This is a genomic window from Novosphingobium sp. ES2-1 (assembly GCF_015169775.1).
In the GTDB taxonomy this organism is placed as follows: domain Bacteria; phylum Pseudomonadota; class Alphaproteobacteria; order Sphingomonadales; family Sphingomonadaceae; genus Novosphingobium; species Novosphingobium subterraneum.
Map to the genome: position 1 here is coordinate 1119891 of NZ_CP063445.1, position 15633 is coordinate 1135523.

The 15633-nt window shown below is 63.1% G+C and carries 13 protein-coding genes; 4 read left to right on the forward strand and 9 right to left on the reverse strand.

Annotated elements, in window-relative coordinates; translation table 11 throughout:
* Positions 1 to 48: 48 nt before the first annotated feature.
* The 6 genes from IM701_RS05430 to IM701_RS05455 form a co-directional block, all read right to left on the reverse strand.
* A complete protein-coding gene (locus IM701_RS05430) occupies positions 49 to 306 on the reverse strand; it encodes an ATP synthase F1 subunit epsilon (RefSeq protein WP_039335066.1) in 258 nt (85 codons plus the stop codon).
* 47 nt (positions 307 to 353) lie between these two features.
* Positions 354 to 1796 carry a F0F1 ATP synthase subunit beta gene (atpD, locus tag IM701_RS05435; RefSeq protein ID WP_193828016.1) on the reverse strand — a complete coding sequence of 481 codons (1443 nt, stop codon included), beginning with the start codon at positions 1794 to 1796 and terminating at the stop codon, positions 354 to 356.
* A 28-nt stretch (positions 1797 to 1824) separates the two neighbouring features.
* Positions 1825 to 2697 carry a F0F1 ATP synthase subunit gamma gene (locus tag IM701_RS05440; RefSeq protein ID WP_039335060.1) on the reverse strand — a complete coding sequence of 291 codons (873 nt, stop codon included), beginning with the start codon at positions 2695 to 2697 and terminating at the stop codon, positions 1825 to 1827.
* A 60-nt stretch (positions 2698 to 2757) separates the two neighbouring features.
* Positions 2758 to 4287, reverse strand: coding sequence for a F0F1 ATP synthase subunit alpha (gene atpA / locus IM701_RS05445; RefSeq protein WP_039335058.1), 1530 nt, complete (start codon positions 4285 to 4287; stop codon positions 2758 to 2760).
* A 31-nt stretch (positions 4288 to 4318) separates the two neighbouring features.
* Positions 4319 to 4873 (reverse strand): F0F1 ATP synthase subunit delta, encoded by a 555-nt coding sequence (locus IM701_RS05450; RefSeq protein WP_039335249.1) that lies wholly within the window; start codon positions 4871 to 4873, stop codon positions 4319 to 4321.
* A 178-nt stretch (positions 4874 to 5051) separates the two neighbouring features.
* On the reverse strand, positions 5052 to 6608 hold the full coding sequence (locus IM701_RS05455) for a serine protease (protein ID WP_230487812.1): 1557 nt from the start codon (positions 6606 to 6608) through the stop codon (positions 5052 to 5054).
* A 152-nt stretch (positions 6609 to 6760) separates the two neighbouring features.
* Between IM701_RS05455 and ada the strand changes: the two genes are divergently transcribed.
* Both ada and IM701_RS05465 read left to right on the forward strand, forming a co-directional pair.
* Positions 6761 to 7807 carry a bifunctional DNA-binding transcriptional regulator/O6-methylguanine-DNA methyltransferase Ada gene (gene ada / locus IM701_RS05460; RefSeq protein ID WP_193828358.1) on the forward strand — a complete coding sequence of 349 codons (1047 nt, stop codon included), beginning with the start codon at positions 6761 to 6763 and terminating at the stop codon, positions 7805 to 7807.
* Between the two features lie 3 nt (positions 7808 to 7810).
* Positions 7811 to 8680 (forward strand): CPBP family intramembrane glutamic endopeptidase, encoded by an 870-nt coding sequence (locus tag IM701_RS05465; RefSeq protein ID WP_193828018.1) that lies wholly within the window; start codon positions 7811 to 7813, stop codon positions 8678 to 8680.
* Between the two features lie 351 nt (positions 8681 to 9031).
* Here the strand turns inward: IM701_RS05465 and IM701_RS05470 are convergent, their stop codons facing one another.
* The 3 genes from IM701_RS05470 to IM701_RS05480 form a co-directional block, all read right to left on the reverse strand.
* Positions 9032 to 10243 (reverse strand): hypothetical protein, encoded by a 1212-nt coding sequence (locus tag IM701_RS05470; RefSeq protein ID WP_193828019.1) that lies wholly within the window; start codon positions 10241 to 10243, stop codon positions 9032 to 9034.
* 117 nt (positions 10244 to 10360) lie between these two features.
* Entirely contained in the window at positions 10361 to 11899 is a 1539-nt protein-coding gene (locus tag IM701_RS05475; protein ID WP_193828020.1) for a cryptochrome/photolyase family protein, read from the reverse strand.
* Between the two features lie 64 nt (positions 11900 to 11963).
* Positions 11964 to 14129, reverse strand: coding sequence for a primosomal protein N' (locus tag IM701_RS05480; protein ID WP_039335046.1), 2166 nt, complete (start codon positions 14127 to 14129; stop codon positions 11964 to 11966).
* Positions 14130 to 14199: 70 nt separating this feature from the next.
* Between IM701_RS05480 and IM701_RS05485 the strand changes: the two genes are divergently transcribed.
* Both IM701_RS05485 and fsa read left to right on the forward strand, forming a co-directional pair.
* Entirely contained in the window at positions 14200 to 14883 is a 684-nt protein-coding gene (locus IM701_RS05485) for a DUF4197 domain-containing protein (protein WP_039335044.1), read from the forward strand.
* Between the two features lie 94 nt (positions 14884 to 14977).
* Complete coding sequence (fsa, locus tag IM701_RS05490) at positions 14978 to 15631, forward strand: fructose-6-phosphate aldolase (RefSeq protein WP_039335041.1); 654 nt, start codon at positions 14978 to 14980, stop codon at positions 15629 to 15631.
* Positions 15632 to 15633: the final 2 nt, after the last annotated feature.

Consider the following 15633-nt stretch of genomic DNA (forward strand, 5'->3'; position numbering starts at 1 on the left):
GGGGCCGGTCCTTGCGGACCAGCCCCCTTGCGTGTCGGTTAAGGCAAATCAGCCTTCGACGTGTTCGGCGAGAACCGTCAGGCCCTTGGCGCCGACTTCCGCGAAGCCGCCCTGGACCGTGATCTCTTCAGGTGCCGAACCTGCAGACTTGTAGACCTTGATCGTCCCGTCCTTGACCGTGGACATGAAAGGCGCGTGGCCTTCCAGCACGCCGAATTCACCGTCGGTGCCAGGAACGACAACCATGTGGACCTCTTCCGAACGGACGAGGCGGGCCGGGGTGACGAGTTCGAAGTGGAGCGACATCTCTTGCCTTTCGGTCTCCCCGGGGCCAGCCCGGGGAGCTAGCTCAATCAGGCTTCAGCAGCCAGCTTCTTGGCCTTTTCGACCGCTTCGTCGATGCCGCCGACCATGTAGAACGCGGCTTCGGGAAGGTGGTCGTACTCGCCGTCGACAACCGCCTTGAACGAACGCACGGTGTCTTCGACCTGGACGAACTTGCCCGAGATGCCGGTGAACACTTCGGCGACGTGGAACGGCTGCGACAGGAAGCGCTGGATCTTGCGGGCGCGGGCGACGGTGAGCTTGTCTTCTTCCGAAAGCTCATCCATCCCGAGGATCGCGATGATGTCCTGCAGCGACTTGTACTTCTGCAGCGTTTCCTGAACGCGGCGGGCGGTCTGGTAGTGCTCTTCACCGACGACGGCGGGCGTCAGCACGCGCGAGGTCGAATCGAGCGGGTCGACCGCCGGATAGATGCCGAGTTCCGAGATCGCGCGGTTCAGCGTGGTCGTTGCGTCCAAGTGGGCGAACGAGGCGGCCGGAGCCGGGTCGGTAAGGTCGTCGGCGGGAACGTAGATCGCCTGCACCGAGGTGATCGAACCCTTGGTGGTGGAGGTGATGCGCTCCTGCAGCGCGCCCATGTCGGTCGCGAGCGTCGGCTGGTAGCCCACCGCCGAAGGAATGCGGCCGAGCAGTGCCGACACTTCCGAACCCGCCTGGGTGAAGCGGAAGATGTTGTCGACGAAGAACAGAACGTCCTGGCCTTCCTGGTCGCGGAAGTACTCAGCCATGGTGAGACCCGACAGAGCGACGCGAGCGCGGGCGCCCGGCGGTTCGTTCATCTGTCCGAACACGAGAGCCACCTTCGAACCATCGGGGGTCGGGTTGCCGTCGGCGTCCTTGGCGATAACGCCAGCGTCGAGGAACTCGTGGTAGAGGTCGTTACCCTCGCGGGTGCGTTCACCGACGCCCGCGAAGACCGACACGCCGCCGTGGCCCTTGGCGATGTTGTTGATCAGTTCCTGAATGAGAACCGTCTTGCCCACGCCTGCGCCGCCGAACAGGCCGATCTTGCCGCCCTTGGCGTAAGGAGCGAGAAGGTCGATGACCTTGATGCCGGTCACGAGGATCGCGGCTTCGGTCGACTGCTCGATGAATTCCGGAGCCTTGGCGTGGATCGGAGCGGTCTGCTCGGCGCCAACCGGACCACGCTCGTCGATCGGATCGCCGACGACGTTCATGATGCGGCCGAGGGTCTTGGGGCCGACCGGCACCGAGATCTGCGCGCCGGTGTTGGTCACGGGCTGGCCGCGGGTCAGGCCGTCCGTCGAGTCCATCGCGATGGTGCGAACGGTGTTCTCGCCGAGGTGCTGCGCGACTTCGAGAACGAGGCGGTTGCCGTTGTTGTCGGTTTCGAGCGCCGAGAGAATGGCGGGGAGTTCGCCGTCGAACGCGACGTCGACGACGGCGCCGATGACCTGGCTGATCTTGCCGGTAGCTGCTGCGGTGGCCATTGTTGTTTCCTTGCCTTCTATGTCGTCGTCAGAGCGCTTCGGCGCCAGCGATGATTTCGATGAGTTCGGTGGTGATCGCGGCCTGGCGGCTGCGGTTGTACTGGATGGTGAGCTTGTTGATCAGCTCGCCCGCATTGCGCGTCGCGTTGTCCATCGCGGTCATCGACGCGCCCTGTTCCGAGGCTTCACGCTCAAGCAGGGCACCGAAGAGCTGCGTGGTCACGTAGCGCGGCAGCAGTTCCTCGAGGATTTCCTCCTCGCCCGGCTCGTATTCAACCACCGCGTCAATGGCGACGGTGTTGGTCGGAGCGGGGACGGGGATGATCTGCGTGGTGACCGGCAGCTGGGTTAGCGCGTTCTTGAACTCCGGCGCGACGAGGTGCGCAACGTCGAACTTGCCGGCTTCGAACATCTCGAGGAGTTCGCGAGCGATCGCGCTGGCTTCATCGAAGCCGGGCGTGCGCACGTTGCCGGTATCGTATCCGGCGGCGATGCCGTTCGGATAGTCACGGCGGATCGGGGCGCGGCCCTTCTTTCCGACGAGGTAGAACGACACCGTCTTGCCCGCGGCTTCAAGCGCGCGCGCCTGCAGCTTGGCTTCCTTGACGATGTTCGAGTTCAGACCACCGCACAGGCCCTTGTCGGTGTTGACCACGACAAGGAGGTGACGCTGGTCGGAGCCGGTGCCGCGCATAAGCAGCGGACCGTTGTCCTGGCCCGCGACCTTGGCAGCGAGGCTGCCCATGACTTCCGCGAGGCGGCTGGCATAGGGGCGCGCGGCTTCGGCAGCCGCCTGCGCCTTGCGCAGCTTGGCCGCCGCGACCATCTGCTTGGCCTTGGTGATCTTCTGGGTCGACTTGACCGAGTTGATCCGGCCCTTGAGTTCCTTCAGCGAGGCCATGACGGCTCCCTTGATCCGTCACCCCGCCGCGCTGGACGGGGTGGCGTTGACTTCAAAGACTTAGGCGAACTGCTTGGCGAAAGCGTCGAGCGCCGCGACCAGCTTGCCCTTGGCTTCGTCGCCAAGGTCCTTGGTGTCGCGGATCAGGCCGAGCAGGTCAGCGTGCTGCGTGCGCAGGAAGCTGAGCAGTTCGGCTTCATACTCGGTGACACGGTTCACCGGCACGCTGTCGAGGTAGCCCTGGGTACCGGCGAAGATCACCGCAGTCTGCTCTTCGAAGCCGAGCGGCGAGAACTGCGGCTGCTTGAGCAGCTCGGTCAGGCGTGCACCGCGGTTGAGGAGCTTCTGGGTCGAAGCATCCAGATCCGAACCGAACTGGGCGAAGGCCGCCATTTCGCGGTACTGGGCGAGCTCGAGCTTGATCGAGCCGGCAACCTTCTTCATCGCCTTGGTCTGTGCCGACGAGCCGACGCGCGACACCGACAGACCGACGTTGATTGCCGGACGAATGCCCTGGTAGAACAGGCCGGTTTCAAGGAAGATCTGGCCGTCGGTGATCGAGATCACGTTGGTCGGGATGTAGGCCGACACGTCGCCCGCCTGGGTTTCGATGATCGGCAGAGCGGTGAGCGAGCCAGCGCCGTTCTCGTCGTTCATCTTCGCGGCGCGCTCGAGCAGGCGGCTGTGGAGGTAGAACACGTCGCCGGGGTAAGCTTCGCGGCCCGGCGGGCGACGGAGCAGCAGCGACATCTGGCGATAGGCAACGGCCTGCTTGGAAAGGTCGTCATACACGATCACGGCGTGCATGCCGTTGTCGCGGAAGAATTCGCCCATGGTCGCACCGGTGTAGGGCGCGAGGTACTGGAGCGGAGCCGGTTCCGAAGCGGTAGCGGCGATGACGATGGAGTATTCCATCGCGCCGTTCTCTTCGAGCTGGCGGACGATCTGCGCGACGGTCGAGCGCTTCTGACCCACGGCGACGTAGATGCAGTAGAGCTTCTTGCCTTCGTCGGTGCCGGCGTTGACGGCCTTCTGGTTGATGAAGGTGTCGATCGCGACGGCGGTCTTGCCGGTCTGACGGTCACCGATGATCAATTCGCGCTGACCACGGCCGACGGGCACGAGAGCGTCAATCGCCTTGAGCCCGGTCTGCACGGGTTCATGCACCGACTTGCGCGGGATGATGCCCGGAGCCTTGACTTCGACGCGGGTGCGGGTGGCGTCGACGATCGGGCCCTTGCCATCGATCGGGTTGCCGAGAGCGTCCACCACGCGGCCGAGCAGGCCCTTGCCGACGGGAACGTCGACGATCGTGCCGGTGCGCTTGACGACATCGCCTTCCTTGATTTCGGCGTCCGAGCCGAAAATCACGACACCGACGTTATCGGCTTCGAGGTTCAGGGCCATGCCCTTCACGCCATTGGCGAATTCGACCATCTCGCCGGCCTGGACCTTGTCGAGACCGTGGATGCGGGCGATGCCGTCACCCACCGAGAGAACCGACCCGACTTCCGAGACCTGGGCGTCGGTGCCGAAGCTGGCGATCTGGTCCTTGATGACCTTCGAGATTTCAGCGGCGCGGATTTCCATGTTCTGTCCTTCCTGGAACCTGTGCGGGCCGTTAGGCCTTCATCGCCTGGGCGAGAGAATTGAGACGGGTGCGGATCGAGCTGTCGATCATCTGGCTGCCGATCTTGACGACGAGGCCACCAAGGATTTCGGGATCGACGCTGGTCTTGAGCTTGATCGACTTGCCGGTACGGGCCTTCAGCTTTTCAGTGAGGGCTGCGATCTGTGCATCGTCGAGCGGGTGAGCGCTGGCGACTTCGGCGCTGACTTCGCCGCGATGGGCGGCAGCGATCTGGCCGAAGGCGCGGATCACGTCGGGCAGGGCCGAGAGGCGGCGGTTCGAAGCGAGCACGCCGAGGAACTTCTTCGTAAGGTCGCCAAGACCGAGCAGGCCGGCAACCGAATCCATTGCGCGGCCGGCTGCATCGCGGCCAAGCTGCGGGTTGCTGATCAGGCCCTTGAGGTCAGCCGATTCGCGCAGTGCAGCATCGAGCTTCTCGAGATCGCTTTCGACCGCCGAAACGAAGCTCTGTTCATTGGCCAGATCGAACAATGCCGAGGCGTAACGCCCTGACAGGCTGGCCGTAATGCCGCTGGAAATCTCCACGCGCCGAAGTTCCTTCATCCAGGATAAGCCGAGGCAGACCATTACCCGGCGATGAACACCGGGTGGCCTGCAGACGGGGCGCGCCTAGCAACGTCAGGCCCATATGACAAGATGCGACTTGGCTTCTTGTGCATAGGTATGATCGTGATTTCCTCGATCGACGTCCGATCGACAGGTCTCAGGGCTGAGGCTGGCAGTTGTAGCGCATGCGCTCATTGGGTTCGGGAGGAAGCAGTGCCTTGATGGACTGCTGGTTCTGGCCGAACTGGCGGGCGGCTTCTTCACCGGCGCCGCATGCGGGCGCATTGAGCCTGGCGCGTGCAGCGCGGGCCTCGGTCATGGCATCCAGACCCACGAGAAACCGTTCCACGGTGTAGGTCCGGGATTGTGGATCATACGAATTCACCGAGATCGTTTCCTCGCCGTTCGGCACAAGGATTCGGCTCCAGCCATCGTTGGCGAGGCCGTACTGCGTCTTTCCGTTCATGCAGCCAGTTTCGGTCCATTCGATCGGAACATCGGTGATATCGGAAACGGTGACGCGGCTGCGTTCGGGATCGAGCACGCAGATCATGCGTCCTGAGCCAGGGCGATCGAGTGCCGCTGCCGAACTGCTGGAAGACGCCTGGGGTTGTTCGAGGTTTTCCCGTGCGCGGCTATCTATTGATGCGAGCGACGGGCGCAGGAACCATACTGCGATAGCGGACACAAGCAGCGCCGCAGCACCAAAGACGTGCTTGCGCTGAAATTTTCCGCGCCGCCGTGAGGCCTGGACCATGCCCCAACCGCCAACGCCGAGCGCGCCGACGAGCAGCAGGGCGGCCAGGGCCATGCCGTTGTCACGCTCGGACAGCACTGCCATTTCAGCCTCGCGCCGCGCAGTTTCGAACTGCTGCTGGCTGGCTTGCGCGCGTGCTTCGCGTTCGGCAGCCATGCGGGCCTGTTCTCCGGCTGCGCGTTGCGCTTCGGCGCGGTCCAGATCCGCTATCGAGCGACATGGCAGGCCACTGCTATGCACGTCCACCTTGGCGCGGAGCAGGAAGGCCGAAAGCTCGCGCATCGAAATGGCGAAGTAGAAGGACGAATCGGTGCTGTTGTCGCTGACCGTGCCGAAGGAGTTGACGCCGATTACGCGGCCGCAGGAATCGAGCAGCGGGCCGCCCGAATTTCCCGATCCAAGCGGGGCCGTGTGCAAGAGGGTATCGAATGACCGCGAGGAGCGGCCCCCGGACAGATAGCCGCGTGTCTTGACCGCTTCCTGCGGCGTGACGAGATCGGCCATCGACAAGCCTTGCGCCAGATCGACGTTGCCGGGATAGCCGACGGCATAGACCTCCGAACCATCGGTTGGTGCACCGGGAAAGAGCGTGATTGGCGTAAGGGTGCCGCCACCTTCGATGCGCAGCAGGGCAAGATCATTGCCGGGCGAATAGGCGACCAGCTTGGCCGGATATCCGTTGCGGCCCTCGGCGGGGACGACACCGGCGATGAGAGTGTCGTCTCCGCGCAGCTCCTCGACGACATGGGCATTGGTGACGATCAGGTTCGGGGTCACGGCGAATCCCGTGCCATGGGTGATCAGCCGGGCGCGATCGCCGTCGCTTTCAATGATCACCACGCGAACCACGGAGCGGCTTGCCGCGCTGATGTCCGCCGGATCGGCCATGGCGACAGGCGCCGCTACCAATGCGAAAAGAGCTGCAAGGAGGGCAATTATCTGTTTGGCAACACGCATGTACCCGCTTTTTGCGCCATATTGCTTTGACCGCAAGGTGCGGGACGCTTTTGGCATGGAGCGCGGGCAGAAACTCTGCACAAGAAGGAGATGTGACCATGCACAAGGCGACGCGGGCTTGCAGCTATCGTTCGGAGCTTTATCGAAAGCCTATGACGAGTGGATCGAAGATTGCCGACGACGAGGCGTGGGCGGCGGTGCTGGCACGCGATCGCTCTTATGATGGTCATTTTGTCACAGGTGTGCTGACCACGGGGATTTACTGTCGACCGTCCTGCTCTGCACGGCATCCCCGCCGCGAAAACGTGCGCTTCTTCCCAGATGGGGAGGCTGCACGTGGGGCAGGTCTCAGGCCCTGCCTGCGTTGCTCCCCCGATGATGTATCGCGCGACGAGCGCGCCGTGTTGACGGCTATCGAGGCTATCAAGTCGGCGGGCCAACCGGTGGGTCTGGCCGATCTGGCGAAACGCTGCGGGTATTCGCCCACTCACTTCCAGCGCGTATTTGCCAAGGCAACGGGACTGTCGCCAACAGCCTATGCGCGGGCGTTGCAAAATGCCCGGATGGCCGAGGCGCTCTCAGGAACGGAAAGGGTTGCCGATGCAATCTACGATGCCGGTTTCTCGGGACCTTCGCGGTTTTATTCGGCTGCTGGGAAGCGGTTGGGAATGACGCCATCGGCCTGGATCAATGGTGGGAGGGGAGTGAGGATTCGCTGGGCAGTCGTTCCCACAACTCTTGGGAACATGCTCGTCGCTGCGACCGACAAAGGCATCTGCCGTCTGGCGTTCAACGAGAGCGACGAAGCTTTGCGGCGGCGCTTTCCCGAGGCCGCTCTGGAAGAAGGGGGGGCGGATTTCGCCAATCTGCTGGAGGAGGTCATCGCGGCCGTCGAGGCTCCGGGCGATCATTCTCATATTCCGATCGACGTGAAGGGAACGTCATTTCAGGAGGCTGTGTGGCAGGCCTTGCGACAGATACCGCCTGGTGAGACCCGTTCCTACGCAGAAATCGCGGCAGCCGTTGGCAAACCGGGCGCGGTGCGTGCAACAGGCACCGCAAACGGGGCGAACAACGTGGCGGTGCTCATTCCCTGTCACCGCGTAATACGTTCCGACGGCTCACTGGGCGGCTATGCCTATGGGCTTGAGATCAAGCAGCGATTGCTCGACAAGGAGCGCGATACCAACCGGGGGTGAGGCATGGACGATCTTCAGACGGCAAGAGCTGGGACCTTGCGCAAGATCATTGCCTTTCCGTTGACGCTGACGATTGTCGAGTTCCTTGCCGTCACCATAGCTGCCTCTGTTGCGACAATCGGTCTGAAAGGTTTGTTATCCCACGGAACGCCCGGCTACTTCCTCGGGGGGCTTGGCGTGGCTGTGCTGACAATGCTGGTCTACCTCGCTTGCGTCCGCTGGATCGAGCGACGTTCGCCCCATGATCTTCCGCTTTCGGCCATGACCATGGATCTGCCGCTTGGCATGCTGATCGGTGGCGCTCTTTTTGCACTGATGACGGGGATTGTCGCGCTGCTGGGTGGACTGTCTGTCGAGCGCGTGAATGGCATCGGCGCGCTGTGGGCGATGCTGGCGATGGCGGTAACATCGGGGACGATCGAGGAGATTCTGTTCCGGGGCATCCTGCTGCGGCACGTCGAGGCGATGTTGGGCACGTGGGCGGCGCTGTTTGTCACCTCGGCGCTGTTCGGTGCGGCGCACCTTGCCAATGACGGAGCGACGATCTTTGCCGCCTTCGCCATTGCCATGGAAGCAGGCATCCTGCTCGGCGCGGCATACCTCTGGAAACGAAGGCTGTGGATCCCGATCGGCATTCATGCCGCGTGGAATTTCACCCAGGGCTGGGTGTTCAGCGTGCCGGTTTCAGGGGGCGCCACGCCAGATGGCCTGCTGGCGACAACACGCAACGGGCCTGACTGGCTGACTGGCGGTGCGTTCGGTCTGGAGGCAAGCGTGATCGCCATGCTGGTGGCGACTGGCGCAGGGTTGTTCCTGCTCCTGCGCGTCGTCCGTCAGGGTGGCATACGGCCACCCATGTGGGCGCGGCACTGACGGAGCGGTCGCCTCGCCAGTGCCGAGGCATCATTTACTTTCGCAGGCGTTTTCCTCTGCCGTACAAGGTTTCTCTGGTTGCCCGGTTGACTTCCAACGCTCGATCCGGGCGAGGAGGGATTTACCGTACTGTCCGCCGTGAGGATCGTTGGCGAGGATGCGCGCATGGGCGATAGCGTCATCGAACCGCCCCTGGTTCGCCTGGTCCCAGGCAAAGGCTGCGCGTATGCTGTTCGCCTCCGGCGCGAGTTCGAGCGCCCGTCGCAACGCGTAGCGCGCAGAACCGGGTATATCCGCCGACTCGCAGCTGTAGCTCTGGAACAGCGTCCAGATCGCGAAGGAATCGTAAGGTTATGCGTCGCTGGCCTTGTTGACCCAGCCTCGGGCCGCAGTCCACCGTTCGGGCGTCCTTATGGACACGTTCCCGAGCCGGTGCATCTCGATCTCGCCCTTCAGGAGGTTCGCCCGCGCCATCCACGGCGCCAGTTTCAAGGCAAGTTCGTTGAACTTCTCGGCCTCGTTCCACAACGCGATTTCTTTGGCCGTATCTTCGGTGTTGTTCGCGAGCGCCTGTGCTGCTCTTGCCACCTCGTAAGCGGCATTGGCGGACTGCGGAATTGCCAGCGCGATCTGGTGCAGTTCGCCAAGTGCCTCTTCCTCACGCTTGTCGATGAAGCGCATGAGGTGGAGGGGAACGATGGCCGAATCGACTGGCGACAAGCGTTCGAGGGCAGGGGCGGCAGGCTGCGGCAAGGGCGTGGCGGAGCGCGAGAACTTGATGCTTCCGCGCATGTACTTGTCGAGTTCGCGATCCAGCTTCTTGAGGTCACCAAATGCAGCGGTGCCGGCTTCGTCGGGCGGCATTCCACCTGCCACGAGCGAGAGATAATTGCCGAGCTGGCCCTTCCGCTCCTCGCTTGTGCTGAGGAAGTGTACCAGCAGCCAGGACTTGCCGTAGAACAGATCCGAATTGCGCCCCTGCTTGCCAGCCAGAACCTCGGTCAGGGGCATATCGTCCCGCGCAAGGGTCCACGCTCTATGACGGGCCGGACGACCAAGATCGAAGCGACCCTGACTGTCAAATTCGACGGTGGAAAGATACTCCGCAAAGCCTTCCACGTACCAGGAGGGATAGGCGAAGCGGAAGTTTCGGAACATCAGGAAGTGGGCATATTCGTGGAACAAGGTTGCCTGGGCGCCAAGTTCGAGCTCGGACATGGCAACCTCGCGATGCGAGACGATGAAGCGGCCTTCGATGTCATGCGAGAAGAATCCCGCTACCTCCGGGACCTTGTACAATGCGCCAACTGCAGCCTTGTTGGGCAGCAGATATATCGGCAGCGGCATGGCATTGGGATCATCGGGAATGCCGAACATCTGCCGGACCAGAAAATCGAATCGTTCGAGATCATTCGACAACTTTGTGGCGAGTTCGACGCTGCCCGCGCTGTGCAGCACGAAATGGCGGGAATTGAGCTTGTACCAGCTTTCTGCCGAAGCTGGAGTAGTTGCCGAGACGAGGATGCTTGTCCCAAATGCGATGGACCGCAGGAACTTCTTCAAGCCAGAAATATTCACGCCAGATCAACCACCCATTGCCGGAAAGGTTCGCAAGAGCAGTCCTTCATTCTTTCGTTATCGGCAAGCACGACCGTATTCGGATCGGTTCCGGCCCGAAGTTCAGGGCTTTTGGGAAAGGCTGTTCAGGAAAAGCTCGGCACTGGCAATGTATTCGTCACGCCGGTCTTCGTCCATCCTTCGCCACGTGGCATAAGGTTGGGCGAGCCGATGATAGCTTGACAGGCGATTTTCATTCCGCGCGAGGAAATGCCAGTAGAGTGCATTGAACGGGCAGGCGCCGGGGCCGGTCTTCTGCTTCACGTCGTAAGTGCATTTGCCGCAATAGTCGCTCATGCGATTAATGTAGGCGCCGCTGGCCGCGTAGGGTTTGGACGCCAGACGGCCCTTGTCGGCATGAAGGATCATGCCTGCCACGTTGGGCAGTTCGACCCATTCATAGGCATCGGCAAAGACGATCAGATACCATTCCGCCACTTCCCGAGGGTCAAGGCCGGCAAGCAGAGCGAAATTGCCGAGCACCATCAACCGCTGGATGTGATGGGCATAGGCATTGTCCCGCGTGGTGCGGACACATTCGGCAATGCAGTGCATCTGCGTGTCGCCCGTCCAGTAGAAGTCGGGTAGCGGACGGTGGGCATCAAGGCCGTTGGCTTCGGCGAGCGCCGGCATTTCCAGCCAGTACATGCCGCGGATGTACTCCCGCCAGCCGATGATCTGGCGGATGAAGCCTTCGACGGCTTCCAGTGGTGCGCGGCCTTCGCGCCATTCCGTCTCGGCACGGCGACAGAGGTCGAGCGGATCCAGGAGGCCGATATTGATCGCGGGGGACAGTGCGGCGTGAAAAAGGAAATCCTGCCCCGTCACCATTGCGTCCTGATACCTGCCGAACATTGGCAGACGGTCCTTGAGGAAGGCGTCTCTTGCCTGCTCCGCCTCGGCCCTGCAAACCGGCCAGGCAAGGTTGCCGAGCGAGCCGAAGTGCCTGTCAAATCGTTCGGCGACCATTTGGAGAACCTCGTGCATCACCTCGTCCGGCTTGAACGCGGGGAGAACTGGCGGCGCGAGGCTCTTCTCGGGTCCTCTCCGGTTTTCCGCGTCGAAATTCCAGCGACCTCCCATTGGCTTGTCACCGTCCATGAGAAGTCCGGTCTTGCGGCGCATTTCACGGTAGAACCATTCCATGCGCAACTCGTGGCGGCCTGCCGCCCATTCGAAGAAGTCGGGCAGGGGGCAGATGAAGCGGTTATCGGGCAAAATGCGGACGCGGACCGGGAGGTCCGTGCGCCACTGCTCCATTGCCTGTCGCACCCGCCATTCCCCTGGCTCGGTCACCTGCACGCCGCGTACGTCATGGCGAGCCATGGCGCGGGCAACTTCGCCGCTGAAGCTGCCGGTGTTTTCCGGGTCATCAAGGCGAACGTAGTCGACCGTCCAGCCAGCCTCGCGCAATTCCTGGGCGAAGTGGCGCATGGCCGAGAGGATCAGCGCGATCTTGGCCTTGTGATGGAGGACGTAGGTGGTCTCCTCGGCCACTTCCATCATCAGGATCACGGTGTCGTCCGGCTTGCGATCAGCCAGGCTGGAGATGTCAGGCGAAAGCTGGTCGCCAAGGATCGGAACGAGGACGGGGCCGGTCATCCTTGCGGAATGGCCGAGTGGCGTTTTGGTTCAACCTGCCTCTAAGGGTCAGGCCCCCTAAGCGTCAGACAAAGCTGTAGGGATCGATATCCACGGCGACACGGACGCCCGGCGGGAAGCGCAGGGGATCGAGCCAGTCGCGGATTACGCGCTGCAGTTCGGTGGAGCGGCGTGCGTTGATCAGCAGGCGGTAGCGATAGCGGCCGCGCAGGAGCGACAGCGGCGCCGGGGCAGGCCCGAGAATCAGCACGTCGTCCAGTCGCGGCGCCGAACCTCCAATCCCGCGAGCAGCGTCGCGCGCTTCGGCTTCGTCCTCGCTTGAAACGATGATCGCGGCCCAACGTCCGAAGGGTGGCGCTCCGGCATCGCGCCGGGCTTCGGCTTCGGCGGCGTAGAAGGCGTCACGGTCGCCGCTGGCCAGGGCCTCGATAACCGGCGCTTCGGGGTGCCGGGTCTGGATCAGCACCTCGCCGGGCTTTTCACCACGGCCGGCGCGGCCTGCGACTTGCGCCACTTGCTGATAGGTGCGTTCGGCTGCGCGAAGATCGCCGCCCTCGAGGCCCATGTCGGCATCGATCACGCCGACCAGCGTGAGTTCCGGAAAGTGGTAGCCCTTGGTGACAAGCTGGGTGCCGACGATCACGTCGATCGCCTTGTTGCTTGCCATCTCGACGAACTCTGCAGCCTTCGCGGGGCTGGTCAGCGTGTCGGAAGTGACCAGCGCGACGCGGGCTTCGGGCAGGATCGCCGCAACCTCGTCTGCAATGCGTTCAACCCCGGGGCCGCAGGCGACAAGGCAATCGGGCTCGCTGCATTCGGGGCAGGCATCGGGCGGCGGGATCTCGTGTCCACAATGGTGACAGGCGAGGCGGCGCGAGAGGCGGTGCTCGACCAGCCAGGCCGAGCAGTTGGGGCACTGGAACCGATAGCCGCAGGTCCGGCACAGGGTAAGCGGAGCATAGCCGCGCCGGTTCAGGAAAAGCAGTGACTGCTCGCCCTTGGCGAGCCGATCCTTCAGTGCCTCGACCAATGGCGGCGCGATCCAGTGTCCGCGCTCGGGCTGTTGCTCGCGCAGGTCGACAATCTGGATGTCTGGCATCGTCGCCCCGCCAAAGCGTGCGGGCAGGACCGCCCGCTCGTAACGCCCGGCTTCGGCCATCTGCAGACTTTCCAGCGCCGGCGTGGCGCTGGCAAGGATGACTGGCACTTTCTCGAAATGAGCGCGCATGACTGCGACGTCGCGGGCGTTGTAGCGCACCCCGTCGTCCTGCTTGAACGAGATCTCGTGCGCTTCGTCGACGACGATGAGGCCGAGGCGGGCGAAGGGCAGGAACAGTGCGCTGCGTGCACCGACCACCACTTGCGCCGTTCCTGCTGCCACAGCCCGCCACGCGCGCCGCCGTTCGGACGATTTCAGCGAGGAATGCCACGTGACCGGCGGTACCCCAAAGCGCGCTTCGAAGCGCTTGAGGAAGGTTTCTGTGAGCGCGATTTCCGGAAGGAGCACGAGGACTTGCCGCCCATGCTCAATCGCGGCTGCTACAGCTTCGAAATAGGTTTCCGTCTTGCCAGAGCCGGTCACGCCGTCGAGCAGAAACGGGTGGAAGTCATGCTTATTGACCGCCTCGACAAAGCGGGCGGCGACTTCCGATTGCTCATCCGACAGGTCGGGAGAGGCGAAACCGGCATCCGCGGGTGGATAGGGCCGGTCCGAATCGACCACCACCGGTTCAAGCAGCCCGGCATTGACCATGCCGCGCAGCACGCCGTCGGAGACCCCGGCGATTTCCGACAGTTCGCGGATCGTTGCCTGCTGGTCCTGCAACAGGTCCAGAGCGATGAGACGCTGGGGCGTCATTCGTTCCGGCTCGCGGCCGGTCAGGCGATATTCGGTGACGGTGCCGCCGCCTTGCAGTGCGGCCGTGCTTGACAGCGCCATGCGCGCCACTGCCGCAAGCGGCGCGACGTAATAGTCGGCAGTCCACTCGATCAGGCGCCGCAATGGTGCGGGCAGGGGAGGGACAGGGAGAACCTGAAGCAATGGGCGGAGTTTGGCATCCGGAACTTCAGTTCCCGGCAGCCGTTCCGCTTCCCAGACCACGCCGATGATCTGCCGCGGCCCCAGCGGTGCGATCACGACGCTGCCAGGTTCCACGTCCATCCCGGCGGGCACGCGATAGTCGAGCGGGCCGAGCGCGGAGTTGAAGACAAGGCATCGGACGCGGTTCATGTTCGCCGGTCTATATGGGGCTGCATCGCAACGGGCAAAGCCCGGGCGCAAAGGAATTGAGGAGAAAAACGTGTCGCAGGCTTCCACCATCCTGAACCGCCGGGTCCTGCTTGGCGGCATGACGTCAGCTGCCGTGCTCGCCGTTTCCGGCTGTGCGAGCTATCCGCAGTTCTCGCTGGAAGAGGCCGTGCGTCGGCTGCTGTTCCTGTCGACCGATAGGGCCTTTGCGCGCTTGCTGGCGCCGGGCGGGTTCTGGGACGATCAGGTAACCCGGCTTGCCCTGCCCCAGGCTATCGGAAACCGCGGCGGCGTGCTCGAGCGGATCCTGACCGGACCGATCGTCAGGGACCGGCTGCAGCGGGCGTTCAACGACATGGCCTATGATGCGGCGGAACGCGCAGCGCCTGCAGTGACGGACGCGGTGCGCACTATCGGCATTCGCAATGCGCTCGCGCTGCTGCGCGGTTCAGATCCGATGGGGGCGACGTCGTTCCTGCACCAGGAGATGGGCACGAGCCTTGTCGAGATCATGGTGCCGGAGTTCGGCGATGCGATCCGGGTGAGCCGGGACCCGCTGCTGGGGCAGGTCCTTGGCGCGCTGACAGGTGTTGACGTTGGCGGCATTGCCAATTCGCTGGCCTATGAGGCGGACAATGCAATCTTCCGCGCAATCGGCCGGGAAGAGGCCGCCATCCGTTCTGACCCTCGTTCGACCAACGATCCGGTGCTGATGGCCGCTTTTGGCCTGAAATAGTCTGACAAATTCGCATGCTCGGGCACTGACATTGGCCGAGGCTTTCCCTATAGGCACGGGGGAATCACTTCTCCCTGCTGGAAGGCCTCGTCCCATGAAGTTCTTCGTCGACACTGCCGATACCGCCGAAATCGCCGACCTTGCTGCCACTGGCCTGCTTGATGGCGTGACGACCAACCCGACCCTGATTGCCAAGGCGGGCAAGGACTTCATTGAAGTCACCCGTGAGATCTGCGGTCTGGTCGATGGTCCGGTGTCGGCCGAAGTCGTGGCGCTGGACCACGAAGGCATGATGCGCGAGGCCGAGATCCTGCGGAAGATCGCCGACAACGTCTGCATCAAGGTCCCGCTGACGATTGACGGTCTCAAGACCTGCAAGGCGCTGACCAGCGACGGCACGAAGGTCAATGTCACGCTCTGCTTCTCGGCCAATCAGGCGCTGCTTGCGGCCAAAGCCGGCGCGACCTTCATCTCGCCGTTTGTCGGCCGTCATGACGACAACGGCTTCGATGGCATGGACCTGATCCGCGACATTCGCCTGATCTACGATAACTATGCGTTCGAGACCGAAATCCTCGTCGCTTCGATCCGCCATGGCGTTCACGTGCTGGAGAGCGCACGCATCGGTGCCGACGTGATCACTGCGCCCCCGGCCGTGATCAAGGGCCTGTTCAAACATGTCCTTACGGACAAGGGTATCGAAGGCTTCCTTGCGGACTGGGCGAAGACCGGCCAGAAGATCGGCTGAAC

Coding starts and splice junctions, on each gene's coding strand:
- atpD (WP_193828016.1), bottom strand. CDS start 1,796: ATGGCCACCGCAGCAGCTACCGGCAAGATCAGCCAGGTCATCGGCGCC.
- fsa (WP_039335041.1), top strand. CDS start 14,978: ATGAAGTTCTTCGTCGACACTGCCGATACCGCCGAAATCGCCGACCTT.
- IM701_RS05455 (WP_230487812.1), bottom strand. CDS start 6,608: ATGCGTGTTGCCAAACAGATAATTGCCCTCCTTGCAGCTCTTTTCGCA.
- IM701_RS05465 (WP_193828018.1), top strand. CDS start 7,811: ATGGACGATCTTCAGACGGCAAGAGCTGGGACCTTGCGCAAGATCATT.
- atpA (WP_039335058.1), bottom strand. CDS start 4,287: ATGGAAATCCGCGCCGCTGAAATCTCGAAGGTCATCAAGGACCAGATC.
- IM701_RS05430 (WP_039335066.1), bottom strand. CDS start 306: ATGTCGCTCCACTTCGAACTCGTCACCCCGGCCCGCCTCGTCCGTTCG.
- IM701_RS05480 (WP_039335046.1), bottom strand. CDS start 14,129: ATGAACCGCGTCCGATGCCTTGTCTTCAACTCCGCGCTCGGCCCGCTC.
- ada (WP_193828358.1), top strand. CDS start 6,761: ATGACGAGTGGATCGAAGATTGCCGACGACGAGGCGTGGGCGGCGGTG.
- IM701_RS05475 (WP_193828020.1), bottom strand. CDS start 11,899: ATGACCGGCCCCGTCCTCGTTCCGATCCTTGGCGACCAGCTTTCGCCT.
- IM701_RS05440 (WP_039335060.1), bottom strand. CDS start 2,697: ATGGCCTCGCTGAAGGAACTCAAGGGCCGGATCAACTCGGTCAAGTCG.